At 40.1% G+C, this 25878-nt stretch carries 20 protein-coding genes and 1 pseudogene; 6 read left to right on the forward strand and 15 right to left on the reverse strand.

Going from position 1 to position 25878, the window contains the following annotated elements; all coding sequences use genetic code 11:
- Positions 1-94: 94 nt before the first annotated feature.
- From HW278_RS02745 to HW278_RS02760, 4 genes are all read right to left on the reverse strand, one after another.
- Complete coding sequence (locus HW278_RS02745; RefSeq protein WP_178976857.1) at positions 95-910, reverse strand: DNA alkylation repair protein; 816 nt, start codon at positions 908-910, stop codon at positions 95-97.
- A gap of 155 nt (positions 911-1065) precedes the next feature.
- Positions 1066-2463, reverse strand: coding sequence for an efflux transporter outer membrane subunit (locus HW278_RS02750; protein ID WP_178976858.1), 1398 nt, complete (start codon positions 2461-2463; stop codon positions 1066-1068).
- Positions 2464-2579: 116 nt separating this feature from the next.
- Positions 2580-3680 (reverse strand): efflux RND transporter periplasmic adaptor subunit, encoded by a 1101-nt coding sequence (locus tag HW278_RS02755; RefSeq protein ID WP_178976859.1) that lies wholly within the window; start codon positions 3678-3680, stop codon positions 2580-2582.
- A 252-nt stretch (positions 3681-3932) separates the two neighbouring features.
- Entirely contained in the window at positions 3933-4265 is a 333-nt protein-coding gene (locus tag HW278_RS02760; protein ID WP_178976860.1) for a hypothetical protein, read from the reverse strand.
- A 425-nt stretch (positions 4266-4690) separates the two neighbouring features.
- On the opposite strand from HW278_RS02760, the gene HW278_RS02765 reads away from it, so the two are divergent.
- Positions 4691-6085 carry a DUF5723 family protein gene (locus tag HW278_RS02765; RefSeq protein ID WP_178976861.1) on the forward strand — a complete coding sequence of 465 codons (1395 nt, stop codon included), beginning with the start codon at positions 4691-4693 and terminating at the stop codon, positions 6083-6085.
- A gap of 90 nt (positions 6086-6175) precedes the next feature.
- Here the strand turns inward: HW278_RS02765 and HW278_RS02770 are convergent, their stop codons facing one another.
- The 6 genes from HW278_RS02770 to HW278_RS02795 form a co-directional block, all read right to left on the reverse strand.
- Positions 6176-9163: a VIT domain-containing protein gene (locus HW278_RS02770; protein WP_178976862.1), complete on the reverse strand. Its 2988-nt coding sequence runs from the start codon at positions 9161-9163 to the stop codon at positions 6176-6178.
- A gap of 63 nt (positions 9164-9226) precedes the next feature.
- A complete protein-coding gene (locus tag HW278_RS02775) occupies positions 9227-9607 on the reverse strand; it encodes a type II toxin-antitoxin system HicB family antitoxin (protein WP_012797046.1) in 381 nt (126 codons plus the stop codon).
- A gap of 14 nt (positions 9608-9621) precedes the next feature.
- Positions 9622-9801, reverse strand: a complete 180-nt coding sequence (locus HW278_RS02780; RefSeq protein ID WP_009410104.1) for a type II toxin-antitoxin system HicA family toxin — start codon at positions 9799-9801, stop codon at positions 9622-9624.
- A 117-nt stretch (positions 9802-9918) separates the two neighbouring features.
- Entirely contained in the window at positions 9919-12201 is a 2283-nt protein-coding gene (locus HW278_RS02785; protein WP_178976863.1) for a GH92 family glycosyl hydrolase, read from the reverse strand.
- A 552-nt stretch (positions 12202-12753) separates the two neighbouring features.
- On the reverse strand, positions 12754-13620 hold the full coding sequence (locus tag HW278_RS02790) for a lysophospholipid acyltransferase family protein (protein WP_178976864.1): 867 nt from the start codon (positions 13618-13620) through the stop codon (positions 12754-12756).
- Positions 13621-13953: 333 nt separating this feature from the next.
- Positions 13954-14397, reverse strand: coding sequence for a lipocalin family protein (locus HW278_RS02795; RefSeq protein WP_009413403.1), 444 nt, complete (start codon positions 14395-14397; stop codon positions 13954-13956).
- A gap of 234 nt (positions 14398-14631) precedes the next feature.
- Here HW278_RS02795 and HW278_RS02800 point away from each other — a divergent pair, with 234 nt between their 5' ends.
- Both HW278_RS02800 and trxA read left to right on the forward strand, forming a co-directional pair.
- On the forward strand, positions 14632-15432 hold the full coding sequence (locus tag HW278_RS02800; protein WP_009410101.1) for a DUF4476 domain-containing protein: 801 nt from the start codon (positions 14632-14634) through the stop codon (positions 15430-15432).
- 107 nt (positions 15433-15539) lie between these two features.
- Positions 15540-15860, forward strand: coding sequence for a thioredoxin (gene trxA / locus HW278_RS02805; RefSeq protein ID WP_002673363.1), 321 nt, complete (start codon positions 15540-15542; stop codon positions 15858-15860).
- A gap of 83 nt (positions 15861-15943) precedes the next feature.
- On the opposite strand, the gene HW278_RS02810 is transcribed toward trxA, so the two are convergent.
- The 3 genes from HW278_RS02810 to greA are packed head-to-tail and all read right to left on the reverse strand — an operon-like array spanning position 15944 to position 17024.
- Positions 15944-16330: an HIT family protein gene (locus tag HW278_RS02810; RefSeq protein WP_178976865.1), complete on the reverse strand. Its 387-nt coding sequence runs from the start codon at positions 16328-16330 to the stop codon at positions 15944-15946.
- Positions 16331-16361: 31 nt separating this feature from the next.
- Positions 16362-16502: a hypothetical protein gene (locus HW278_RS02815; RefSeq protein ID WP_009410099.1), complete on the reverse strand. Its 141-nt coding sequence runs from the start codon at positions 16500-16502 to the stop codon at positions 16362-16364.
- A gap of 48 nt (positions 16503-16550) precedes the next feature.
- Positions 16551-17024, reverse strand: a complete 474-nt coding sequence (greA, locus tag HW278_RS02820) for a transcription elongation factor GreA (RefSeq protein WP_178976866.1) — start codon at positions 17022-17024, stop codon at positions 16551-16553.
- Positions 17025-17384: 360 nt separating this feature from the next.
- Between greA and HW278_RS02825 the strand changes: the two genes are divergently transcribed.
- Together HW278_RS02825 and HW278_RS02830 are read left to right on the forward strand one after the other, a co-directional pair.
- The gene (locus HW278_RS02825) at positions 17385-18707 is read left to right on the forward strand and encodes a lytic transglycosylase domain-containing protein (protein WP_178976867.1); all 1323 of its coding nucleotides are present in this window, start codon (positions 17385-17387) and stop codon (positions 18705-18707) included.
- A gap of 28 nt (positions 18708-18735) precedes the next feature.
- The gene (locus HW278_RS02830) at positions 18736-19602 is read left to right on the forward strand and encodes a geranylgeranylglycerol-phosphate geranylgeranyltransferase (RefSeq protein WP_178976868.1); all 867 of its coding nucleotides are present in this window, start codon (positions 18736-18738) and stop codon (positions 19600-19602) included.
- Between the two features lie 174 nt (positions 19603-19776).
- On the opposite strand, the gene HW278_RS02835 is transcribed toward HW278_RS02830, so the two are convergent.
- Both HW278_RS02835 and HW278_RS02840 read right to left on the reverse strand, forming a co-directional pair.
- Complete coding sequence (locus HW278_RS02835; RefSeq protein ID WP_178976869.1) at positions 19777-22224, reverse strand: SEL1-like repeat protein; 2448 nt, start codon at positions 22222-22224, stop codon at positions 19777-19779.
- 76 nt (positions 22225-22300) lie between these two features.
- Positions 22301-23092 carry a DUF3108 domain-containing protein gene (locus tag HW278_RS02840; RefSeq protein WP_178957685.1) on the reverse strand — a complete coding sequence of 264 codons (792 nt, stop codon included), beginning with the start codon at positions 23090-23092 and terminating at the stop codon, positions 22301-22303.
- 293 nt (positions 23093-23385) lie between these two features.
- Here HW278_RS02840 and pbpC point away from each other — a divergent pair.
- A pseudogene (gene pbpC / locus HW278_RS02845) lies at positions 23386-25763 on the forward strand (penicillin-binding protein 1C).
- The last annotated feature ends 115 nt before the right edge of the window (positions 25764-25878 follow it).

Below are 25878 nucleotides of genomic sequence, written 5' to 3' on the forward strand. Positions count from 1 at the left end.
AGGCACGAGCTGCAAGCTCGCGTCAGCGAGAGGGTAACAACTCCTCTATATGAGGGTGTGTTACTATAATGAGTGTTTTCATTTTCTAATCTTATTAGGCGATGTTTCTCAGTGCCTTTTTTACAATATACTTGGTTTCTTTGTTAGGACTTTCACTTTCCCAACGCTCACAAAGTGCTGTTACGAAATCAGGGCGGGTTTTGCTGGCATCGTTCAGCCAATTTCCTACACTATCTTGCACGTACTTTGCCTTATCAGACTTTAATTTATCTAATATAGGCAAATATAGTTCTGGCTTTTCTTTCAAAGCCTCTATATGAGCACACCAAACACCGCGCGGGCGCAAGGCTTCTGTACTAAATCTACGTATATTTTCATTCTCACTCTCTGCCCAATGGGAAAGAAAAGCGATTGAGAAGTCTAAATGTTCGCTCATTTCGGGACGTAATGCCATCCAAATAACTTCACGAACGCCAAAATGACTATCAGCTACCAAGGGTTTTAATTTGTGTAACTTATCTTTAAGAGGTGTATCGGTATGCAAGGCTACCAAATAGCAAGCATAACAGCGCACAGAGTCGGATAAATGAGTGCTGAGTTGCTCAAACAAAGGTTCATATAAGTTAGTATTTGCATATTTTTTGTATAGCAATGCTCCTATGAGCTTAATAGTATTCATCGTAGAGGGTTTCTTTTGCTGATTGATTTGGCAAACCAACTCTTCAATGACATTTTTATCAATCCGCAAAGTAGGAAAAACAGACTTTACAAGCTGTGAATGGTCTACAGCTAACCATTCGGTAAGGTTTACCGTTTCTATACTCCCTGCATTTAATAGTGAAAGCACTTCGGAAGGGATATCAACAGCCTTTTGAGCTCCTTTTCTGTTTTTGATAATTTCTATGTTCATTGTATAACTAAGTTATAGTTATATTAGGCACAAGCTATAAGAAATGAGATAGCAAGGGTTTTCTGAGCTCTCTGACAGTTCAGATTTTTAAAGCAATGACAATTTATAAATCACTTTTTTAACTTTAACAAAGTGTGCAAAACCTATGCTCTTTCCTACTTCCAACCGCCACCGAGTGCTTTATACAAGGTAATGCCATACTGCATACGGGTAAACTGTGCGTTGGCTACACTAAGCTCGGCGTTGAGACGGTTTACTTCGGCAGTGATGACCTCTAAATAATTCACCATACCGCTATCGAACAGTTGTTTGGAATAGTCGGTGGCTTCTTGATAAGCTTTCATTTCTTGGGTTTTAAGCTGAATGAACTCGTCTTGCGAACTAAATTGACGCATTGCATCGGATACTTCTTTGCCCGCTGAAAGAATTGCTTTTTTGAAATTCAGTAAAGCGGTTTCTTGAGCAGCTTTCTGCACTTCGTATTGGGTGCGTATTTGTCGGCGATTGAGGATAGGTTGCGCCAATCCTGCTATAAAATTAGCAAACATTGATTTGGCAGAAAACCAAGTATCGAGTTCGGTACTACTGATACCTCCACGAGCGGAAAGAGTAAGCGTAGGATAGAAATTGGAACGCGCTACATTCGTAAGTTCAAAGGCGTTGCGCAAGTTCAGTTCGGCACGTGCCACATCAGGACGATTCTCGAGCAGACTTACCGCATACCCTTGACGAAACTGTGTGGGGAATTGTTGTTCAGCAAGCGTGCTTCGCTCTATCGTATGAGGCTCTTCACCCAAGAGTACACAGATGGTGTTCTCCAATGCCCAAACGCTATTGTTGATAGTAATAAGTTGCGCCTGTGCGTTGTACACGAGTGCTTCGATTTGTTTGGTTGCTACTTCGGTAGTAGAACCTGCTTTTTTGAGTTGTTTGGTAGTTTCTAAACTTTTGGTACGAAACTCAATAGTTTGTTCGAGTACTTTTTTCTGTTCGTCGAGCATCAGTAGTTGGTAATAAGCCGTTGCTAAGGTAGCTACCACTTCGGACTGTACTGCTTTTTGGGCTTCCAAAGTTGCTAAATAAGAGGCATAAGAAGCACGTTTTTGAGCGGATAGCTTGCCCCATATGTCGGCTTCCCACGAAGCACTACCCGTGATATCGAATAGATTGTTGTAAGTACGGTCGGGAGCTCCACCTCCGGTATTCAATGATGAGGTGCTACGAGTATAGTTAGCTCCTACCGAGAGGGTAGGAATAAAAGATGCCTTACTTTGTTTGAGGTAGGCTTGTGCTGAAACCACATTTTGCATCGCTACACGCACATCGAGGTTATTGGAAAGTGCCTTGCTGATGTGTTGTTGCAAGAGCGGGTCGATGAAGATATTGCGCCACGAAAGGGTAGCATCGCTTTGGGCATCGGTAGCGGGGCTTTCAGTACGGAAGAGTTTTTCGTCTATGGCTTGTGGACGCTCATAGGCTTTGCGTCCTGCACAAGCGGTAAGGGTAAAGGCTATGGTTGCTATAGCCAGTGATTTATAAATGATTCTGTTCATACAGTAATGTTCAATTGACAATTAATATTTAACGTAGACCTTGCCAAAGGTCGTAACACGAAAAGCAATAAGACTTTAGCAAGGTTTACGATGCAAAGGCGACTTTTCAGTCTTCACTAAAATATCGGTTGTATTTTCTTGACAAGGCTATCCATTGAGATAGGTTGAGGTTTGATAACAGTACCCGTACGCACTTTGTTAAGTCCTTGCGCGAGAATGACATCACCTTTTTTAAGTCCGCTTTCTACCACAGCATAGTTATCGGCACGGCTTTTAAGGGTGATGATAGCTTGTTTGAGGGTGTCGTTCTCTACTTTGTACACAAATACTTTTCCTTGTTGCTCAAAGGTAGCAACTTCGGGGATTACAAGTGAGTTACTAAAATGTTGTGGTATCTTGATAGTCCCACTGTTGCCATTGGTAAGCAACTTGTTAGGGTTAGGGAAGGTAGCGCGAAATTGTATGCTACCAGTAGTAGGGTCTATTTGTCCGGTTACGGCTTGTATTTTGCCTTTCTCGGCATATTCTTGTCCGTTAGCTAACACCAAAGAAGCCTCAGGTAAGTTTTTGAGTTTCTCGGCAGTGGTTTTGCCTTGGGTATTGTCTAAGAAGTCGAGGTATTCTTTTTCGTTCATTGAAAAATAGGCATACACCTCTTTCACGTCGGATACGGTAGTGAGCACAGTGTTATTGGCAGTTACCAAAGCACCTTCGCGGTAGTTAATTGCACCTACCACGCCGTTTACAGGTGCTTTTACTACGGCAAAACCAATGTTGCTAGCTACCTCGTTATAAGTAGCTTGGGCGCGTTGTAAGTTGGCTTTGGCTGTGGCGAGCTGGATAGGACTCACAATGTTTTTCTGTACCAAAGGCACGAGTTTATCTACCTCTACCTTAGCGACCTCTACGGCTGCTTTAGCTGAAGCAGCTGACTGGTTAAGGGTTTGAGTTTCTAACTTGAAGAGCGGTTGCCCTTGGGTAACCACCTGACCTTCGTCTACCAATACTTTGGTAATATAGCCTGATATTTTGGCTTGTACGGCGCTGTTCACTACGCCTTCGATATTCACAGGGTAAGAAAGGTTAGACACAGTATTTTGTTCGCCTACGACAATTACAGGGTAAGGCACAGCGCCTTGTGGTCGCTGTTGTTGTTGGTTTCCATTATTACAAGCTACCATTGCAATAGCGGTTGCTACTAAAAAGATTTTATTCATAATGTTTGTTATTTTAGATGTTAGAGGTTTTAGTTATCAAACAGGTTGGATAATTCGGATAGGTTTGAGAGATAATTTTATTAAAAATAATACACTAAAAAGGAAGCGTTTGCAAAAAAACACTTCCTTGTTTTTGTGGCGTTGCGAGGTCTGCTTTTACAGTGCAAAAGTACACTAAAATTTTTTATAGACAAGTGCCGTGAGGCGTTAATCTTTTGTTAAAGTTAGGCTTCAATGGTTAATGGTTAGTGATTAATGGTCAATATGGTTTATCTGGTCGTATTCCACATTTGTTACACCTTTAAGATTAGAAAAATAGGCTTTTGCCTGACGAATATCTTTATCTTGGGGTACTTTGATAGCTATTCCTTTGATAACTCTGTATTCATAAAGCATCTCTGCACCATATTTTTGCACTTCTTTTTTCAAATGAATCAATGTTTTTTGATTTTGATAGCTAATAATAAGATTATGCGTAATATTTTTAAGTATTTCTTCTTCAGAAGAGGAAGATTGCGCTACTTTTTGTGTGGTGCGACAGGAGAGCGCAAGAAGGCTCAATCCTACGAGAATTATCTTTTTCATAAGAAATAACATTTTTAAAATCTTCTACAAAATAAAGATTACGATTTATATATTATAACTTTCGTTAACTTCCGTTAATAGGTTGTGTTTAAGTAACTAATATCTTTGATAATCAGTGCTTAGATATAGGAAGCTTATAGGAAGCTTATACGAATCTTGGAAGATTGGTATAGAAAAGACGAATGTATGCTCTACTAAAAGCATAGGTGAAACGAAACTAAAACGAAACTCAGGTAGTGAACTATGCAAAGCAGACAAGATTGTATATGGTTTTTCAAGAGGTAGCTCAGCGGTAAATGGCAGGATAGAAAGCGCAAAGATAACGATTATAAATTAATTCTACAAATAATTTTGACCTTCTTTATTTGTTATTTGATAAAATATTGTACTTTTGCCGCGCAATTTAAACAAGTGTTTTTTATAGAATGAAAAAAGTAATTTTATCAGCATTGTTTCTAACAACAATGGCAGTGGAAGCTCAGCAATCGTATGCAGGGCTTCGAGAGAGCAATTATTCGGGTATTTTTCCTGTAACTTCTAATCCTGCGAATATGATTAGCAGTAAGCGTTCGTGGGACGCTAATATTGCTACAGTGAACTTTGGTTTTGGCAACAACGCTATTAAACTCACGCCTAATATCACTGATAGCTTTAACGAGTACACACGCGTTGATACTCAGAATGCTATTTTTGGTTATAACAATATCAATGCGAAGATAAACATTGATGTGTTAGGACCTTCGGCTTTTGTGAAGATAAACGACCAACATACAGTAGGGATTTTCTCTCGTGTGCGCGTTCTAGGCAATGTACGCAACGTAGATGCGAAAATGTTACAATCATTTGTTAGTGATTTGGACAACTTAGAGCTCAAGAACGCTTACCAACTGAACATTAACGACCAAGAGATTGTAGCAAATGCTTTTTCGGAAGTAGGTTTCTCGTGGTCAGGTGAAGTATATTTTGACGGTACTAACACGGTGAAAGTAGGAGCAAGTGCTAAATTGGTACAAGGCTCTGGTAATGTTTACGTAGGTTTTAAAGACTTTGAAGGTTCGGCTACACTAACGCCTGACAATCAGAATAACAAAGTAAACTTGAATATCCAATCGGCTAATGGTACTTTGGAAGTGCTTAACGGTGGGATAGACTTAGTTGATTTCGACAATGTAAAGGTAAATAAGTTGTATTTTAGTTCAGAAGCTACTACTTTGGCTTTCGATTTGGGAGCTACGTATGAGTTTCGCAAGGACGGTTGCCCTCGTTGTCACAACAATCCTCACGATTTACGTGTAGGGATTTCGCTAATGGATCTCGGGCGTTTACAATACACTGCCAATAAGAACTCTTACCGCTACAAAATGCCTGCAACACAAAGCACGACTTTAAGTATAGATGACCTATCAGAAGAAAATTTAAAGAATCACTTTGATGGAACAAAGGCTACAGGCTCTAAATTGAGGTCATCACTACCTTCTACTTTTAACCTCAGCGCCGATTATCGCGTAGTTGATGCGTTCTACTTGAACTTATCAGGACAAGTGAATATAGCTTCAACAAAGGACAAAGAGCTTTACAACGCTACTTATGCCAATGAACTTTCACTCACTCCTCACTACGATACTAATAGTTTTGGGGCTTATTTGCCTATTTCATACAACCAAGTATCAAAAGCTAATGTGGGGATTGCTTTGCGCTTAGGCCCATTAGTATTAGGGTCAAGCACTATTTTAGGCAATGTGCTTACCCGTTCAGCTAAAGAGTTTAACTTCTTCTTTGGGCTTCGTTTCGGTCACCAATCTTACCCCGTAGACCTTTAATTATTAATTTAATTTTACAACTTCATAATGGAAAAGGCTGTTCAGCAAATGCTGAACAGCCTTTTATCTTTAATTATTAAGCATTAATTATTAAAATTCAAAACTCCCTACTTCAATCACCTCCTTGGCATTACTGAGTCGTACAGTGTTTTCTTGCTGTTTTTGCTGAGGCGTACCATAGTGAGTATAGAAAGTAATACGCAAGTTCACAGGCATCAGTTGCTTTTGTGAGCGAGTGCCAAAGTAATCCACTTGCACTTTGTACTTGCCTTTTTCGGCTTTCTTGAGCATAAATTCTTCAGGTCCGTAGCCTTGAGTAACATCACGCGAGATTTTACCTCCAAGGTAAGTAAGAGTGTTTTGGTAGTAACACTTCTCGTCTTTGGGGTCGGTTACCCACAAGTCCATATCGCAGCTATCAGTATCCCAACTGAGCACTACTCGCACATCTACGGATTCTTTTTTGAGCAAACGTTTGTCGATATAACTCACGTCTATACCCTTGTGGCGTGCGACAAGGCTATTGATATCGTTCATTGTTACGATTTGTACATCGCCAAAACGACTGCTCCACTCGCTTGTAACTACTTTATAAAGGTTTTTCACGGCTTCGTTATAGGCACCATCGTCGGCAAGAGCTAAGCCCAAATCACGAAAAGACTGTGGTTCTTCTTCACGCAGAGTTACCACCTTACGGAATACCCATACCGCTTCTTTCTTAGCATTGTAGTTGCTGAGCTTGTAGCCTAACATACGCAACAACTGAGGGTCGTCTAAGCCTAACTCGGCCAAGTTAGAGATTACTAAGATAGCTTGCTCACGATTACCTTTCTTAAAGAAATAGTCGGCTACATCTACATAAAAGGAAGGTGTGTTACCGTATTCTTTTTTGAGTTTGTAATAGGTTTCTACCGCTTTTGCTTCCTCAGTGTACTCCATTACCTTTAAATAAGGGGTATCGGGGTTATAGGCGTTGAGCTCTATTTTTGAGGCAGGTACAGGAACAGGAGTTGCTGGTTTGCGTGATAAAGAAACATCTTTTTTAGCAGTAGTGTTACCACTAGGAGAATCAGCAACTCTACTATTTATAGCTCCCGTCATAGCTGCTTTTCTTTGTGGAGAATAACCTACTACAACTACTTCATTTAATTCTGCACTTTCGTCAGCTTCTATAGCAGCAACCTCCTCACTTCTAACTTCTTGTGCTACCCCAGAAGCCACCCCTCTTATTCTTACAGGAGTATCATTAGAATTATTAACATTTTTCTTAGGTTCAGTGCCTTTCACAGGATATTCGGTATGCCACCATTTACTTTGCTTTTCCGATTGCTCTACAATTCTATCCAAAATACGCTTAGCAGTATCCTCTTTTTGCTTTTGCTCATTTGCTAAACGTTTGGAGTATTCCTGCTGTAATTCGGTAGGTGGCGTAATGCGGTAACGTACATAATCTTCTACGGTTTCTAATACTATCAGCGAATTGCCTTCGGTTACAATGCCGTACTCACGCCCTACCGCATCTATTTGTTTTTGTTCAACACCTTCTCGTTGCAGTTGTGCAATTTGCTTCTCTGCCCATATACGGCGCAAAAGATTGAACTCACTTTCAGAAGCATCGGGGTTTGCTACAAATTTTAGTTCTTTTTGTACCATTACCTTTTTAGGATAACCAAAACTAAGTACTAAGGTTGCTTCCTCACTTTGCAATTCACCTGCAAGGGCGAAATTACCTTTGCTAATAGTAGCTCCTTTCTGTGGGAAGATTTTGGTTACTTTACCATTTTTCACTTCTATATCTAGCAGTTGGAAAGGTACAGTGCGTGCTACTTTTATTGCTTGCTCGGTAGTGAGGGTGGTCAAATCTATAAAGCTACCACCCGTAGCATTGGCGAGGTATTGCATTTTTGGAGTATTAGCAACTGCCGAAGCATTGACTACCGTTATAGGGGTTTTAGCTTGTTTTACCACTTCGTTTACAGAAAATTCTTTACTGCCAAAGTTAAAAATACCGTCGCTAAAAAGTAATATTTCATCTGTTTTGAGGTTGAAATCAATAGCATTACCATCGGTAGCACCATCGTATTGCAAACTTTCTAAATGCGATTTCAGTGCTTGCCAATTGCCGTTTTTCACCTCAAAAGTAAGCGGTTTAGCAGAACGAATATTAAAAGTACTAAGCACTACCTTAGTGTCTTTGAGTTCCTTAAAATAAGCATCTAAAAAAGCAAACTCTTTTGCTCTATCGCGTTGGATTGCTGAGTGCGATGCGTCCCATAAGAGTCCTATTTCCTTAGGAGTAGGGCTACTTTTAGCTTTGGTATCGCTCAAAGCTATATTGCCATAAAAATAGCTTTTACTGCCTTGGGTAGCGCTAATGGTTTGTGGTTTCTCAATTTTCGGGAAAGTAAGTGCAATGTTCTGGTTGAGCGTGAAGTTTTGCTTGCTTACCTCACTGATATAGCTATTGCGCGCTTGTTTGAAGTCTAATTGCAGACTGTTCTGAATATCTGTCTTTACAAAGCGTGATACTACCTCAGTACGCACCTTGAAGTTTTTAAGGGTTACGTTAGCCGTGATAGGCAAGAAGTAGTAATCTTGTCCGCCTCGTTCGTGTAGCTCTTGTTCAAAGGCGATGAGTACACGGCGAGTACCTTTGGCAGGCATAGGGTATACACGCGCTTTAAAGTTGTTGCCCTCAGTTTTTTCTAATAAGCCTGGGTCTACACCCCTGCGCACAATATCCTCAAAGGCTTTGCGTCCTAAGGCTTTGTCTACTACCACACCTTCACGCAGTTTGCCATTGATATCTAAGGCAAAGCGCGACACCTGCTGTCCGTCGGCAAGCGGAAACCGAAACTCGCCTTCCATTACGCGGGTGTTGGGGTTGTAGAAGGTCATTTGCATAGTAGTAACAGCCGTTTGTCCTACTACTAATATATCTACTGAAAGGTCTTGCAATACCATCGGGTTGGCATTGCGCTCATTCACTACCTTCACCTCTGGCACTACCGATTTCTGTGCGGTTAGCAGTAAGGGAAGTAGTAAAGCTGTTGCTGATAAAAAATGCTTGATTCTCATTACTAAACAATGGTTTTGATGAAACTACTGTCTGTAAATCAAAGAGCGTACCAAATTTGCTAATTATAATTGTACACTAAGCAATTCTTCCCCTAATTTATGTAAGCCCTCTTGTATTTTTTGACGTTGGGCACTACGAGGTTTTTTGAGTCCTACGGCGTACTGATGTATCAGTTTCTGATTGATACCTGTAATGCGTTCAAAGGCAGGATTACTTATTACTCCTTTAAAGTATTGCAACAAACTTTCAGTGTCGTATTTATAAGTAAGCTGATAATCAGTATAAGGAAAATTACCGAGCTCTTTTTGTAAAGCAATCGCTTCCAAAACACCTTCCTTGACTTCTTGTACGGTTTCACCTCCTGCACTTAAGCCCTCTATGTTTTCAGCGTAAGCCCAATAAAAATCGTTACTGCGCTCTATAATAATAGTAATGTTTTTCATATTGTATAATATTTTTAGGATAGCCTCATTTCTTTTTTTACTTTTTTCTCTAGTCCTTTGCCCACTTCTTTACTACCGTGGTAAGGGACAGGATAGGTTTTATCACCTTTTTGATAGATATAATGACTGCCAGAAACTCTTATCAATATCCAATCATTTTCAGTAATAAGTCGGTGCAATTCACTTGATTTCATAATATAGTTCATTGGTGCTTAATATTGCAAAGGTATATATTTATATACTTGTGCGCAAATATTTTAATAAATATTTTGCGACATCAGCTTTGCATACGAGATTAACACATTTACTCATTACCTGAAAAACGTCAAAGTTCCATTCTCTCTAAATGTGCCAAACGGCACTTCAAAACCTTCTATTTTCTTGCCGTTCAATTGTACGTACTCTACTAAGTTGTTATCCGAATTGCGAGCCACACTCTTTATTAAAAACTTCTTGCCCTCAGGCAGTTGTAAGCTCACCGTTTTAAACAGTGGGTTACCGAGTATGTAGTTATCACTGGCAGGGGTAACAGGGTAAAAGCCTAAGGCTGAAAATACATACCAAGCCGAGGTCTGTCCGTTATCCTCATCTCCGCAATAACCGTCGGGCGTAGGGGTATAGAGTTTTTCCATCACTTCCCGTAGTTTAGCTTGTGCTTTCTGGGGTTTACCAGCGTAGTTGTATAGGTAGATAAGGTGCTGTATGGGCTGATTGCCGTGCGCGTAGTTCCCCATATTTATGAGTTGCATCTCGCGTATTTCGTGTATGGTAAAACCGTAGTACGAATCGTCAAACAGCGGTGGCATCTCAAACACTTCATCTATCTTCTTTTCAAAAGCCTCTTTGCCTCCCATTAGCTGTATAAGTCCTTCAATATCCTGAAATACCGACCACGTGTAGTGCAAACTGTTCCCTTCGGTAAACGCATCGCCCCATTTCAGCGGATTAAATGGCGACTGGAACTTACCGTCCTTATTCTTGCCTCGCATCCACTTAGTTTCGGGGTCAAACACATTCTTGTAGCGTTTCGATTGTTCGTAATACTGTTTAGCAACCTCCGCCTTACCCATCTTTTCTGCCATACGAGCAATGCAATAATCGGCGTAAGCATACTCCAATGTGCGAGCTACATTCTCGTTAATCTTCACATCATAAGGTACATAACCCAAACTATTGTAGTAATTCACCCCCTCACGCCCTACCGATTTCACTGGTCTACCATCGTTTTGGGTAGCGTTCTTCAGCATCGCTTCTAAAAGAATTTCAGCATCAGCCTCGTCTATATTCCCTTTCAGGTAAGCATCAGCAATGATAGAAGCCGAGTTCGACCCTATCATACAATCCCTATGACCCGGACTTGCCCATTCGGGTAACCAGCCCGATTCTTTATAAGCGTTCACCAATCCCTTCATCATCTGTTGATTCATCTCAGGATACAACAGGTTGAAAAGCGGAAATACTGCTCGGAAAGTGTCCCAAAAACCGTTGTCAGTAAACATATACCCCTTTTCCACCTTGCCGTTATACGGACTGTAATGCACCATTTCACCTTCTTTGTTGTATTCATAGAAAGTGCGTGGGAAGAGCAGTGTGCGGTACAAACAGGAGTAGAAAGTGCGCAAATGGTCTATATTCTCATCTTCCACTTGTATTTTTCCTAGTTCACTCTCCCAAAGGGTAAGTGCTTTTTGTTTCGTCTGTTCAAAAGTGTCATTACCCAGTTCCGTTTGCAAGTTCAATAGGGCTTGCTCAGGCGAAATAAACGACGAAGCTACTCTTACGGTTACCTGTTCACCTTTTTTCGTGCGGAAACCTATCACTGCCCCTGTGTGTTCGCCCTTGCTTTCAGCATTTTTTGTCAGCTTAAAGCCGTCGCTCCACGTCTGCACACTCTCAAAATCCTTGTCGAAAGTAAGCACAAAGTAATTGTGAAAATTCTTAGGTACTCCCCCACTGTTGTTGCGGGCATAGCCTATAATTTTGCGTTCTTTGGGCAACACTTGCACCATCGAGCCTTTAAAATAAGCATCTAAAACCAAATAAGCCTTATCGCTCTCAGGGAAGGTAATGCGGAACTGCGCTGCTCTACTAGTAGGCGTAATCTCCACCGATGTATCATAATCGGCTAAATACACTTTGTAGTAGTGAGGCTGAGCCGTTTCTGCCTTATGAGAGAACCACGAAGCGCGTTCTTCCTCTTTAATTTTCAAGTCACCCACTACCGGCATCAGTGCAAAAGCCCCATAGTCATTAATCCACGGACTCGGTTGGTGGGTTTGCTTAAAGCCTACGAGCTTATCAGCGTGATATTGATATGCCCAGCCGTCGCCCATTTTGCCCGTTTGGGGTGTCCAGAAGTGCATACCCCAAGGCACCGCAATAGCAGGATAAGTATTCCCATTCGATAAACTAAACTTCGAGTCCGTACCCATCAGTGGGTTTACATACTCAGTGTAAGAGGTTTCGGGCACTGCCGAAGTAGTATCCTGTTTAGTTTCTTCTTTTGAAGTGTTTGCCTGCTTATTACAAGCCATCATCAAACACAAAAACACAAAGTATAATATCTTTTTCATCTTAATAATTATAATTTTCATTCAATTAGATGTTATTTTATAATATGAATCAAGGATTAAAAATTAATAACATATGGTCTATAATGAGTTATGATAATCGTCATACATCCGCTCTTTACCTTCACTTTTCCCGTCACCACACTCCCCCTCTCTTTCATACTTTTCCCTAGTGCCTATGGCCTAAGGCCTATTACCTCTTCCTCTTTCTTTCGCCTCGAAACCCCGTTTTTAACATTTTTTATGCTGTTGTATTATAGTATGAATCAACAACTTATACACCCTTCCTATACCAATCGTCCAAGATTCGTATAAGCTTCCTATAAGCTCTCTATAAGCTAACCCCACCCTTCTTACAGCCTTTTTTCACCAAAATCCCTCTCTTCCTTCTTCCGAATTTCTTCGATATCTTCCGATAGTTCAGAAACTCTCTAAGATTCTCCAAAAACTCCGACCAACCTCTCTCCTCATTTCACAAGGCGTAGCCTTGATTTTGTTTAATTTTTGTTTAATTTCTGAGGCACAGCCTCATTCCTCTAACTCAAGCTCGCACCTCATTTTCTCATTTTCCAACTCTTATTGCATTCTCTTAAACCTATTATGCGCCCACAGGTAAAACTCTGGTTTGTCGTAAATCTGCCTATTGATACGTTCAAAAAACATATCTGTAATCTGAAAATCCACGTATTCAGTAGGGTTTTCCGCCAATACTTCAAAGGTCGTTTGGTAATAACCGCGCTTTACTTTCTCTATTTTAGCAAATACAATCACCGTATTGAGTGCCTTTCCCAAGCGTTCCGCCCCTGTAAATACAGGCACATTAAGCCCTAAAAACGGACGCCGATAGTTCTTCTTATTATTAGGAATTTGGTCAGAAGCAAAACCATAGCAATACACCCCGTGCGCATCTTTGTGTTTTTTCATTTCTCTATGCGCCGTATAGCGAGGCAAAAGGTAACTGTGGTGTTTCATTCGTATTTTTTGTAACAATCTGTCAAAATACTTATTGCTCAGCGGAGTATAAAGCGCATACGACTTGTGTTCAAGAAAATAAGCCAAAGACAACAACCACTCATAACTCGCATAATGACTGCACATAATGAGGATATTACGCTCCTCTTCTTCATACTTTTTGAGTACTTCAAGATTAGGATACACCATACGCTTCTTCATCTCTTTTTCACTCATTCCGTATGATTTCACCATTTCTAATAAAGTATCACAAAAGTGATGGTAAAATTTGCGTTCTATCGTTCTAAGTTCCACTTCTGTTTTAAAAGGAAAAGCCGTATGGAGGTTCTTGCGTACCACTTTCACCCTGTATTTCAATAGAGTATAAAGTATAAAATAAAAGAAATCCGATACTCTGTAAAGAAGCCAAAAAGGCAATCGCGAAATCCCCCAAACAATAGGATAAGCAATAATATAAATTAATAAATTCATTCTGTCCCTAATTTTGTGGCAAAGTTAATAATTTAATATTATCCAAAAAAGTAAATCTGTGATTTTTGCATTTTCTCAAGGAAGGAAGTTCGTAGCAAACTTTACCAAAGTTTTAAATTGCTTGTTGTGCTACAACTTGCCTATCGTGCTACGATTCGCCTGTTGTGCTACAACTCGCCGGTCGTGCTACGACCTTCGGCAAAGCTAATTACCCTAATAATAAGTTCTTTTCAGTACGTGTAGGGGCTAATGGCAATTAGCCCTTACATTATTACCAATTAAAAAGCGCAACACCCCTTGAGGTATTGCGCTTTTTTAGTTTATAAAGAAAATTTACTTTCTTTTATAGATATAAACAGTAGTTTCTGTAACACTACTACTTTTGTTGAAATCTTCAAAAGTAAGAGTAAGTTTGTTGTTGGTTATAGAAAAAGTAGCTTCATCAGCTTCTCCTATTCTATCTCCTTTTTCTGTTAAAACAATCTGTTTTCCAGTAATAGTGTAAGTACCCTCCTCCTGACTTTCTTTACATTGATTGTTTGTAGGATTGATGTCATAAGAAACTAAAGAATATTTGTTGTCAGCAGTGAAAGTGTAAGTATTTTTCTTCTCACATTCATCAAGAACTTTCTCAACACCATTTTCTGTTTCACTTTCAATAATCCAACTTCCTACTAAGCTATTGTTTGTTTGATTATTTGTTTTATCGTCCGATTTTCCACACGATGTTACAAAAATTGCTACGGCTACTAAAGCCATTTTAAAAAGTTTTTTCATTTGCTATATTGTTTTATTAATTAAACAGCGCAAAAGTACGAATTTACATCTCATCTTCTGTTAAATTATCGTTAAATTTTACTTAACATTTTTATTTTAGCAATTACAAATTAGACACTTTTTTACCTTTTACCTTTTACCTTTTACCTTTTACCTTTTACCTCTTACCTTTTACCTAAAAAACGTCTTTGGCACGAAATTCGCTACACATAGTTCATAAAATACTATACACTTATGAAAAAGTTATTATTACTTTGCTTAGGGGTTTTAACCTCAGTAAGCTGGGCACAAGAAGTAGGCTCAGCAGGTCGTTTGTTGCAAAACGAATACCACCCAAACAAACAAGCGCGTGCTGTCATTGGGCGTGGTGGTATCTCAGTAAATATCGATTGGGAATACGACTATAACGGCGGTTATGCCGAAGTCTTTATCCGTATTCCTGAACGCGACCGCTTTACAGTGAGTATAGGCGACCAAGAAATCACCAGTACTACCGGTATGTACCGCTTCTTTGACGTAACAGCTGCCCCTCAACCACTCAGCATCTGGCAAGGACGTACACTCATTTATCGAGTAACTATCAATCCCCGTAACAACACCCGTATGATAATGGACTTCTTTTCACGCGAAGGACTCTATTTGTTAGACGAAATTAGCTTGAACAACAATCAGCCCTCCTATCACGGTCGTCAATGGAATGATGTGTGGAATCGCTCATACGGTGGAGGCTATGGAGGTGCTCCTATGATGCGTCAAGGTGATTTTAATAACTTCTTTAAGATGTACAAGGACGAAACTTTCGATAAAGATAAGCTGGCTTTTTTCCGTGCCCAAAAGAATATCGTATCGTTTACCACTGAGCAAATAGGTGAACTGATGGAAGAACTTTCTTTTGACGATAATAAATTCATCATCGCACAAGAAGCCTATCCTAATGTAGTCGACCCTCAAAACTATTACCAGTTGCAAGCTAAATTCACTTTCCCATCTGGTAAAAAGAAACTATCAGAGTTCCTACAATCAGTGCGCAGATAACAAACGTTATAGTAGTATAACAAAAAACTATTACCGTGAGGTTTTGTATTTTTAATAAAGTTTGTATCTTTGCCTCAAATTTAATTACAATATAAAAACATATTAGTATGGCATTAGAAATAACAGATGGAAATTTTGAAGACTTGGTGCTTAAAAGTACCCAGCCTGTATTAGTAGACTTTTGGGCAGTGTGGTGTGGACCTTGCCGTATGCTTGCTCCCGTTGTAGAAGAAATATCTAAAGAATACGAAGGTAGAGTAGTAGTAGGCAAAGTAGATGTGGATAACAACCAAGAATTTGCTGCTAAATATGGCATTCGCAATATCCCTACCGTATTGGTATTCCAAAATGGAGAGGTAGTAGGTCGCCAAGTGGGAGTAGCTCCTAAAAAGACTTACACCGATGCATTAGACGGATTATTGTCTTAATTGCTTGTCGTGTTACAACAAAAAAGGCTATCAACAACTTATTGTAATTGTTGATAGCCTTTTTTGTATCGTCTTCTTTAAGGCTAAAACGCTTCTCTTACTTTCTGCGCAAGCACTTTAAACTCTTCATCAGTAAGTTTTACTTTGTGTTGGAAGGTCATTTCCTTCATCTCGCTGATAGGAATGAGGTGTACGTGTACGTGAGGCACTTCAAGACCTACAACTGCTACGCCTATACGCTCGCAAGGTACTACCTTTTCAAGAGCTTTGGCTACACGTTTTGAGAAAGCCATCAAGCGCAAGTAATGGTCGTCATCCATATCAAAAATATAGCTGATTTCTTGTTTAGGCACACAAAGGGTATGCCCTTTGGCATTAGGGTTAATATCGAAAAAAGCGATAAACTCATCGTCTTCTGCTACTTTGTAGCAAGGAATTTCCCCATTGATAATTTTTGTAAAAATACTCATTTTTTTTATTTGTTAGTTCAGGTTTTAGGACTTAGCCAATCTTTAAGTATAAACCAATAATCATAAGGGCAAGAGTAATAAATAATCCCACCACCCATTTTATGATATCTAATTTAGCCTGCGCTAAATCTTGCTTTGTTGCAAGTTTATCCTCTGATTGGGGTAAAATCATATTTTAGTAATAAAAAACTATATTTAGTCATATGTTCTTACCTCTTATCTATCTTGAGATTTCTAAAATCTCCAATTTAAGAGTGCCATTAGGTACCTTAATCTCAGCTATTTCACCTACTGATTTGCCCAAGAGTCCCTTGCCAATAGGCGAACTTACCGATATTTTCCCTGTTTTTAGGTCGGCTTCACTTTCTGCTACAAGGGTATAAGTAATCTCCATCTTGTTAGCCAGATTTTTCAACTTTACGGTAGAGAGCACAAGCACTTTGCTCACATCAAGTTGTGATTCATCAATAATGCGAGCATTAGCTACCAATTCTTCGAGTTTGGCAATCTTCATTTCCAATAAACCTTGTGCTTCTTTAGCAGCGTCGTACTCAGCGTTTTCTGAAAGGTCTCCTTTGTCACGTGCCTCAGCAATAGCTTGAGAAGCACGAGGGCGCTCCACATCTTTCAGCTGATTGAGCTCATCACGAAGCTTTTTCAGCCCTTCAGCAGTGTAATATGATACTTTCTTCATAATATCCTTTTAATGTTGTTATGTTTATATAAAAATAAAAAATCCTCAAATAGTCTCTCTGAGGATTTCTGCGGGCAAAGGTAATACTTTTTTTTAAACTGACAAACTTTTTATAACAAAGTAGTACGCTTTTCTTCTTTTGGCATCAAATATAAAATCACCAATATCAATTAACATAGGTTTTGTATAAGCTACCTCTTATCTAAAAATACCTTTACCCAAAAATAACAAATCTTGGCACACTTTTGGTATCAATTCAGTGAGGATTTTGAAAAAATAATTATATATTTGTTGCATTTCAATATTTTTAATAACTTTGTCCCCTTGCTAAATCTAAGTTAAAAAACACTCAACAATAATATGACACTTAAAAAATATACATTGGGAACTCTTTTTTGTTTTTTAATCGGTAATTTATCCGTTGAAGCACAGAGCTCGTTCTCCAAAGATACCATCAATCAAACTATTGCTAACAACAAACGCGAAGCTCTTCGCAAACTAAACGATAACCCTAAGGCAAGAAAATACGATGAAAAATGGCTAAAAGAACTCTCTAATTCCGATTTATTCGAGCAAATGAGTGAAGATATTGCTACTACCCCCACCGATGTAACCTACGACGAACTTCCCACTGAAGTCCTCAAAAAACGATTAGAGAAACTTAACCAGAAAACTCCTTTCAATGTAGAGTATAATCCTATCTTGGAACAGGTAATCAAGTCGTTCCTCAAAAATCGCCGTTCTTCTTTAGAGCGCCTAATGACTCTTAGTGATTATTATTTCCCGATGTTTGAACAAGAGATGAGTAATCAAAAGATTCCTTTGGAGATGAAGTATTTAGCCATTATCGAGTCGGCTCTAAACCCTAAGGCTCGTTCGCGTGCAGGGGCTACAGGCTTATGGCAGTTTATGTACAGTACAGGCAAAGGTTATGGCTTAGAAGTAAATAACTATGTTGATGAGCGTAGTGACCCCATTCGCTCTACCAAAGCAGCTGCAAAATACCTAAATGAACTCTATAAAATATTTGGTGACTGGGATTTAACACTCGCCGCTTACAATTCAGGACCAGGTAATGTAACCAAAGCCATTCGCCGTTCCAATGGCAAGACTAACTATTGGAATTTGCGCCCTTATCTTCCCAGAGAAACCGCTGGATATGTACCGGCTTTCTTGGCAACTCTCTATATTTTTGAATATGCCAAAGAACACGGCTTCAAACCTCAAAAGCGCGCTAATCACGTTTTCGAAACCGATACTATCCGCGTAAAGCAAGCTATATCTTTTAAAGACATTTCCGATATTACAGGTATGGACGTAAAAGATATTCAGTTTTTTAACCCTTCCTATCAATTAGATGTTGTCCCTTATGTTGAAGGTCGTAACTACGCCGTGCGCTTACCTATTTCCGAGATAGGTAAGTTTGTAGCTAACGAAGAGGCTATCTATGCTTACCTTAATGAAGAGAAAGCAAACCGTGAGCAACCTCTCCCTCAAGTAGTAAAAGGCGACCAATATGCAGGAGGCAGATCTTCTAAGAAAACAGTCTACACAGTAAAGAAAGGTGATAATTTAGGAAAGATTGCTACACGACACGGTGTAACGGTTTCTAATCTCAAACGTTGGAATCGTATCAAGGGTAGTAATATTCGTGTAGGACAACGGCTCTCTATCTATAGGTAACGGCTAACAAGCACAAAACATACACATAATGAGGAGAACTACCTTATTAAAGCTCATCGGAATTTTTTCGGCTGTACGAGGTTATAATATAATGATAGTATGCCTCGCCCAATATTTAGCTGCTATCTTTGTGCTTTCGCATAAACCTTGGCGTGAGGTAATTTTTGACGATTCTTTACTGATGCTCGTCATTGCAGGAGCCTTGGCTATCGCAGGGGGCTATATTATCAATGGTTTTTACGACAAAGAAAAAGACCTTATCAATAAGCCCACCAAAACAATGATAGACCATCTGGTAAGTCAAAATACTAAACTCACTCTTTACTTTTTGCTTAACTTCCTTTCAGTAATTGTAGCCAGTTATGTATCATTCAGAGCAGTAATTTTCTTCTCAGGATATATTTTCACAATGTGGCTCTATTCTCACCGTATCAAGAAGTTATTATTTTTTGGCAACCTCACTTCCGCAATATTAGCTATTATACCCTTCTTTGCTATCTTTGTGTATTACCGCAACTTCGAGGTGATAATTTTCGTACACGCCCTACTCATCTTTTTGCTTATCCTTATCAAGGAATTTATTAAAGATTTACAAAATATTAAAGGAGATTTGGCTCATAACTACGCTACTATACCCGTAGTATATGGAGAGTCCTTCTCCAGAAAGCTCATTACCCTAAGCGTTGTGTTGTGCGCCTTACCTATTTACATATTGCTCAATTATTTTTCGATAGGAAACCTAACCTATTTCCTATGGTTTATGCTTATATATTTATGTATTTTTGTATATCTTCTTTGGCGAAGTAAAGACCAAAAACATTATGCATTGCTCCACAATATGCTTAAATTGATATTAGTAGCAGGCATATTCAGCGTAGCACTTACTGTAAAATAATCTCAGTTCAATGTAACAATTTATTAATATTCAAACACTTTTGCGGTTACACTACTTTACCAAAGTAACCCTTTGGATAGGTACTCCTCCTTACATAACACTTTTTCTAAATAACAAAAAGAGCTGTCTTAATAAGACAGCTCTTTCCGCATTTATTATTTGAAAAAGGAGAGTTTACTTTTTAGCGGTAACTACTTTCAGCATATCGCAAGCTTTCTTCTCACCGTTATCGCAAGCCTGTTCAAACCAATCGGCAGCCCTACTATCCGATTGTTCTATGCCTTCACCGTGATAATAGCAATGCCCTAAACGGAATTGCGCAGGAGCATAATCCTTACGTGCAGATAATTTGTAGTAATTAGCGGCTTTCTCATACGAACGGTCTATACCATTCCCATTGTAATAACAGTTAGCTAAGTTGTATTGTCCTTGAGCGTAATCACGTTGTGCCGACTTTTGGAAGTTAGCCAATGCCTGACCAAAGTTTTGCTTCTCAAAATAATAAGAGCCTAACTCATTAAGCGCTTCCACATTGTTTTGGTCAGCTGCTTTGGCAAGCCAATGTATCCCTTTGGTTTCATTGAGGTGTTTCATAGGCGTTTTCGGAGCGTTTTGTGCTACGGCAGGTCGTGTACTTGCTCTCACAGCATATTGCTGTTTAGCAGAAGAAATGCTCTTGCCTCCTCTTTGTCTGCGAAGTAACTCAGCACGTGCTTCGGCTTCAGGACTATTAGGCTCTATATTGTGTGATGAGGTAACAGCAACAGTAGGCGTAGCGGTAGCTGCTGGCTTTTTAGGTGTTTGCTTAGGTGTTGGTTTAGAAGCTGGAGTTGCCGGTTGTGGCTTCACATCAGGTACCATTGTCATATAGTATTTTCCTAAGCTGAATTGAGTAGAAGCATCTCCTTTCTTAGCCACTCTCTCTGCCCAATAAACTGCTTTCTCATCGTTCTTATCTGGATTCTTTACTTCAAAATAATACTCCATCAAACGTTTTTGTGCAGTGGTATTATCTTGTTGTTTAGCTAATTTTTCATAGAGTGGAAAGGCTTTATCATTTTGTTTACTTGTCCCTTTAGCATAGAAATAACCATCAGCTACTGCCAATATCACTTCCGGACTCTCTTTTGGGTCATTCTTTTCAACTATTTTATTAAGCCAATCAAAAGCGTATTTATTAGAAAGCCCAGCAGCTTTTACTGCCCACTTGCTAGCTTCTCTCATCGATTTCTTTACTCCTTTACCTTCGGCATAGCATTGTGAAAGATTGTATAACACATCGGCATACGCATCTTCTTGTCCTTGGTAGAAGTAGTCTAACATTTCCTTTTGTGGAGTAGGTGCTTGTTTAGAAGCCTTAGTATAATATTCAAAGGCTCGTTCAAACGATTGGTTGGTGTATTTCCCGTTGAAGTATAAATCACCTAATTTCTTAAGCGCTAAAAGATGATTAGCCGCAGCTGCTTTCTCGAGGTAGTCAAAGCCTTTTTTAACGTCTAACTGTCCCTCTTGCAAAAGCATATTTCCTAAGTTGTATTGCGCCGTTACATCACCTGCTTCAGCAGCTTTTTGGAAAAACTCTAAGGCTTGCGCATTTGAGGGGTGTGCTCCTATCCCCACTGCATAACATACCCCTAAGTTATTTTGCGCTTTAGGAGTAGGATTGGTATTTACTGATTTGAGTATCCAACTGAAAGCATCTTTCGGGGAAGCATTGGTGCCTATGCCATTGTAGAAGCAAAGTGCTAATTGTGCTTGTGCTGCTGCATTGCCTTTGTTAGCGGCTTGGGTATAGTAATTAATCGCTTTCTTGTAGTATTTCCCTATAAGCGGACTGTTGCCATAGAAGTAAAAGTTTCCTAATTGGTACATTGCTTCAGCATCGCCTCCTTTGGCTGCTTTTTCAAGCATTTCAATAGCTTTAGCTTCCGATTTTTCTACGCCTTTACCTTCTAAGTAAGCATCGGCAAGCATTCTTTGTGCTTCGGTATTACCTTTATTAGCCACTTGGGTTAAACGCTTTATAGCTTCTGGGTTTGATGCATTGACTTCATATGTCCAAGAAGCTAATAGCATCTCAGCTTCTGAATTGCCGTTTTTTGAAGCTTGTTCTGCCCAATATTTAGCCTTATTCACATCTTTAGTAACTCCTTCACCTGAGTGGTACGCCTTAGCAAGGTCTAACTGCACTTCAGGGTTCTCTTTCTCAGCGTGCTTCTCTATAAGTGCATAATACTTCTCTTTCGATTGCTCTACGCCTTTACCATCGCGGTAGCATAGTGCCAACTCACGTTGTGCTTCGGGGTTACCCGCATCGGCTACTTTGGTGAGCCATTCCACTCCTTTTTGTGGTGATTTTGGTACGCCTTTACCGTTAAAATAGCATTGTGCCAACTGGTATTGTGCATTTAAATCGCCTGTCTCGGCTACTTTTTCAAGCCATACTACGGCTTCCTGATAAGAGCGCCTTACGCCCTTTCCTTTAAAATAAGCATCAGCTAATTCAGTTTGTGCTTGTACATCTCCCTTCTCGGCAAGTTTGATGAGTTTTTTTACATTCGCATCTTGCCCATACGATAATGTTACAAGAAAAATAGAGACTGCTAAAAACAAGTTTTTCATAGTATATTTGTTTATTTTTGATTACTTCCGCTTTGAGGCGACAAATATACGTAAAAAAAATAAACTAACTACACAATTATTTCTTTTTTTTCAAATTTGTGTCATTTTTAAGATTATTAAAGCCATCAAGCTCAGCTACCAACGAACCTACACGCAACGAAGCTTTTAGCTTCACAGGCACTTTATTCTTGTCGTCGGTAATCCACATCGTGATACTTTCTTCTTCCTTAAACACGCGCCCATCTTGTACTAATGGACAGAACTTTAAGGTATTAACCGTACCAAAATGTGTCTTTACTTTTTCGCGACCTAATAGTTTTAGTTTGAACTTGTATACCTCGTCATCATCAAAAATCATATCCATAGATATCTGCCCCCCTACTTTCATATTTTCGATATTAGGGTGATGACGAAGTGCATAGAACGCTGATATTACATCGTGTAAACCTGGCTGAAAGTTTATTTCGGTAATATTACCGTTTTCTACATTATTTATTTTTACCTTATTGCTGGTATGATTAAAATACATTTTGAGGTATTTAGTGTATCCTCCTTCGTAAATATTTCTTATAAAAAGTCGTGGTTTGCCATCTGTTATGCCAAAATAACTCTCATAAGTATCATCTACTTTGAAAAATATACGTGCCAAACCAGTAGTGGCACCTTTACCCACTGCGTGAAACACCTTTTCGCCGTTATACATCTCTTCATTAACTGCCATTGTAGCAATGCTGGCGTTAAATACACCATATTTTACTTTAAAACGCAACCATTCTCCTCCTTTGAAAGGTAGTTCAGCAGTTTGAGCCCCTACTATAGGGCTTACTAATAACGAAAAAAAGATAATAACAATACTTAAATGTTTCATATATTAACGTGTTAATCTGTCAATAAGACAATAAATTAATGTGCCAAAGAGCAATTAACGTGCCATTTTTCAACAGCCTTGTGACTTCTATCTCATTTTTTTATGTTACATTTGCCCGATTTTTTAGAGGTTATTCGTGTTATGATAGCGTTAATCAATAGTATTTCAATATATAACACTAATTATAAATCCCTTCGTGGATTGTCCCCTTTCGAGGGTTTGGGGGCTTCCGCGTAATCCGTGAGAGACTTTAAAAACTCTTTATCAAAGTCTCTTAGGCTTTTACAAAATCCGTGACGCAAAAACAATTGAAAAATAAAATTTTACATATCCTTTTCTTAACAAAGCAAAAACTCCGCCACCACCCTATCAAAACAGCGATAGCAGTGCTATGCTTTGTGTGGTATGCTTTCTGTCTGCCTCGTCAGCTCTTCCCACAACCTTATGCTACGGTGTTGGAAAGTAGCGAGGGTAAATTACTTGGGGCTAAGATTGCAAACGACGGACAATGGCGCTTCCCCGAAGTAGACAGTGTGCCCTACCGCTTTAAAATGTCGGTATTGCAGTTCGAAGATGCTCATTTTTATTACCATTGGGGGGTAAATCCCATATCGGTAGTCAAGGCTCTCTATCGCAATGTGAGCAGTGGTAAAGTACAGCGCGGGGGCAGTACGCTCACCCAGCAGGTGATACGCATCGCTCGTGAGCACCAACAGCGCACTTATTTCGAGAAGCTCATCGAAATGATATGGGCTACCCGGTTGGAGTTCCGCTATTCTAAGGAGAGTATCCTCAAACTCTACGCCTCTCACGCGCCCTTTGGTGGCAACGTTGTGGGACTCGATATGGCAGCCTGGCGTTACTTTGGTGTCGCTCCTCATCAGCTTTCGTGGGCACAATCGGCTACGCTGGCAGTCCTCCCTAATGCACCCAGCCTTATCTTTCCTGGTAAGAACCAAGAACGTCTCTTGCAGAAACGCAATGCGTTGCTTTACAAACTCCTCCTTAAAAATATCATCGATAAAGAAACATACGATTTGGCACTTCTCGAACCTCTTCCTGCTGAACCTCACCCTATTCCACAACTTGCACCTCACCTGCTTATTTTTGCTTCTAAAACCCAAGAAGGCGAGCGTATTAGCTCTACGGTGTCGTTAAACTTGCAAGAGAAGGTAAACAGCCTTGTAGCAGGGTATTACACCCACTACTCGCAATCCGAAATCTATAATATGGCAGCTTTGGTGGTAGAAGTGAAAACACGAAAAGTGCTCGCCTACGTAGGCAATACCCCTACCGATACCGACCATCAAAAAGATGTGGATATCGTGCACGCACCTCGCAGTACAGGCAGTGTGCTCAAACCTTTTCTTTATGCAGCGATGTTGCACGAGGGAGAACTCCTCCCCACCCAGTTAGTACCCGATGTTCCTACTCAAATAGGAGGCTATTCACCTCAGAATTTTAGCAATAGTTTTGAAGGTGCTGTCTCTGCCGATATGGCTTTAGCCAAATCGCTAAACATTCCATTTGTATGGCTCTTAAAGCAGTTTACTACCTATCGTTTCTACGATGTCTTACAACACTTGCAACTGAAAAACATCAACCGCCACCCCGACCATTATGGTCTTTCCATTATCCTCGGAGGTGCCGAGAGCAATCTGTGGGATTTGGCACAGGCGTATACCAATCTGGCTTCGGAAACGGAAGTCTTTGCGCGCACTCAGCACTATCGTACTAAGGAATTTCAGCACTTGCGTTATACCGATACTGCCCCCTTAGATTTCGGAAAAAACACTCGCGAACTACCTACACTCAGGGCGGGAGCGCTCTACAAGATGTTTAGTGCAATGAAGGAAGTGAACCGCCCTACCGATGATATAGCGTGGCGCTACTACGAGTCGTCGCGCAAGATAGCGTGGAAAACGGGTACCAGCTTTGGCAATAAAGATGCGTGGGCGATTGGTGCTACGCCTCAATATGTGGTGGCTGTGTGGGTAGGCAATGCCACAGGCGAAGGACGTCCCACCCTCACAGGGGCTACCTATGCCGCTCCGGTAATGTTCAGTATCTTCAACGCCCTCCCTCCTACTTCGTGGTTTTCAGAACCCTTAGACGACCTGCGCGAGGTATCCGTCTGTGCCAATTCTGGTTTCCTTGCCAAACCCGAATGCCCTAAGCAAACAGTACTCAGCACTCTCGCTCCTAAGGAAGTGGGGCAATGTCCTTATCATAAGCTCGTACACCTCGACCGTGATGAGCAGTACCAAGTAAACACCTCGTGCGAATCTCCACAAAACATTGTAAACAAAGCGTGGTTCGTGTTACCTCCCGTAATGGAATGGTATTACAAACAGCAACACATTCACTACAAGCCACTTCCCCCCTACGTCCCGATTGCACACAAGGCAATCTGCAAAGAGGCTTAGATTTCGTTTACCCCAAACACCAAAGCGTACTCTACACCACTAAAACTTTTGGAGGCGAGCAACAACCCTTTACAGCAAAGGCTGCCAATCGCGAAGGCAAGGTTTTTTGGTATTTAGACGATTCTTTTCTCGGCACCACCGAAACCTTTCACGAAATGAATATCTTTGCCCCAAAAGGCAATCACACCCTGCGTATCATCAACGAAAAAGGCGAAGAAAGAGCCATTACCATCATATGCCGATAACCCAATTTATTTATTTGCTAATTTGTTAATTTATCAATTTACCAATTTATATCCGTCTTCCCCTAATTGTCTGTTGTCCTACGACCTTTGGCAAAGTTAAATATATTTAACCTTT

The organism is Capnocytophaga sp. oral taxon 902 (assembly GCF_013394735.1).
GTDB classification, from domain to species: Bacteria; Bacteroidota; Bacteroidia; order Flavobacteriales; family Flavobacteriaceae; genus Capnocytophaga; species Capnocytophaga ochracea.

What these genes read in the sequence shown, in the direction of transcription:
- HW278_RS02745 (WP_178976857.1), bottom strand. Translation starts at nt 910, where the DNA reads ATGAACATAGAAATTATCAAAAACAGAAAAGGAGCTCAAAAGGCTGTT.
- HW278_RS02750 (WP_178976858.1), bottom strand. Translation starts at nt 2,463, where the DNA reads ATGAACAGAATCATTTATAAATCACTGGCTATAGCAACCATAGCCTTT.
- HW278_RS02755 (WP_178976859.1), bottom strand. Translation starts at nt 3,680, where the DNA reads ATGAATAAAATCTTTTTAGTAGCAACCGCTATTGCAATGGTAGCTTGT.
- HW278_RS02760 (WP_178976860.1), bottom strand. Translation starts at nt 4,265, where the DNA reads ATGAAAAAGATAATTCTCGTAGGATTGAGCCTTCTTGCGCTCTCCTGT.
- HW278_RS02765 (WP_178976861.1), top strand. Translation starts at nt 4,691, where the DNA reads ATGAAAAAAGTAATTTTATCAGCATTGTTTCTAACAACAATGGCAGTG.
- HW278_RS02770 (WP_178976862.1), bottom strand. Translation starts at nt 9,163, where the DNA reads ATGAGAATCAAGCATTTTTTATCAGCAACAGCTTTACTACTTCCCTTA.
- HW278_RS02775 (WP_012797046.1), bottom strand. Translation starts at nt 9,607, where the DNA reads ATGAAAAACATTACTATTATTATAGAGCGCAGTAACGATTTTTATTGG.
- HW278_RS02780 (WP_009410104.1), bottom strand. Translation starts at nt 9,801, where the DNA reads ATGAAATCAAGTGAATTGCACCGACTTATTACTGAAAATGATTGGATA.
- HW278_RS02785 (WP_178976863.1), bottom strand. Translation starts at nt 12,201, where the DNA reads ATGAAAATTATAATTATTAAGATGAAAAAGATATTATACTTTGTGTTT.
- HW278_RS02790 (WP_178976864.1), bottom strand. Translation starts at nt 13,620, where the DNA reads ATGAATTTATTAATTTATATTATTGCTTATCCTATTGTTTGGGGGATT.
- HW278_RS02795 (WP_009413403.1), bottom strand. Translation starts at nt 14,397, where the DNA reads ATGAAAAAACTTTTTAAAATGGCTTTAGTAGCCGTAGCAATTTTTGTA.
- HW278_RS02800 (WP_009410101.1), top strand. Translation starts at nt 14,632, where the DNA reads ATGAAAAAGTTATTATTACTTTGCTTAGGGGTTTTAACCTCAGTAAGC.
- trxA (WP_002673363.1), top strand. Translation starts at nt 15,540, where the DNA reads ATGGCATTAGAAATAACAGATGGAAATTTTGAAGACTTGGTGCTTAAA.
- HW278_RS02810 (WP_178976865.1), bottom strand. Translation starts at nt 16,330, where the DNA reads ATGAGTATTTTTACAAAAATTATCAATGGGGAAATTCCTTGCTACAAA.
- HW278_RS02815 (WP_009410099.1), bottom strand. Translation starts at nt 16,502, where the DNA reads ATGATTTTACCCCAATCAGAGGATAAACTTGCAACAAAGCAAGATTTA.
- greA (WP_178976866.1), bottom strand. Translation starts at nt 17,024, where the DNA reads ATGAAGAAAGTATCATATTACACTGCTGAAGGGCTGAAAAAGCTTCGT.
- HW278_RS02825 (WP_178976867.1), top strand. Translation starts at nt 17,385, where the DNA reads ATGACACTTAAAAAATATACATTGGGAACTCTTTTTTGTTTTTTAATC.
- HW278_RS02830 (WP_178976868.1), top strand. Translation starts at nt 18,736, where the DNA reads ATGAGGAGAACTACCTTATTAAAGCTCATCGGAATTTTTTCGGCTGTA.
- HW278_RS02835 (WP_178976869.1), bottom strand. Translation starts at nt 22,224, where the DNA reads ATGAAAAACTTGTTTTTAGCAGTCTCTATTTTTCTTGTAACATTATCG.
- HW278_RS02840 (WP_178957685.1), bottom strand. Translation starts at nt 23,092, where the DNA reads ATGAAACATTTAAGTATTGTTATTATCTTTTTTTCGTTATTAGTAAGC.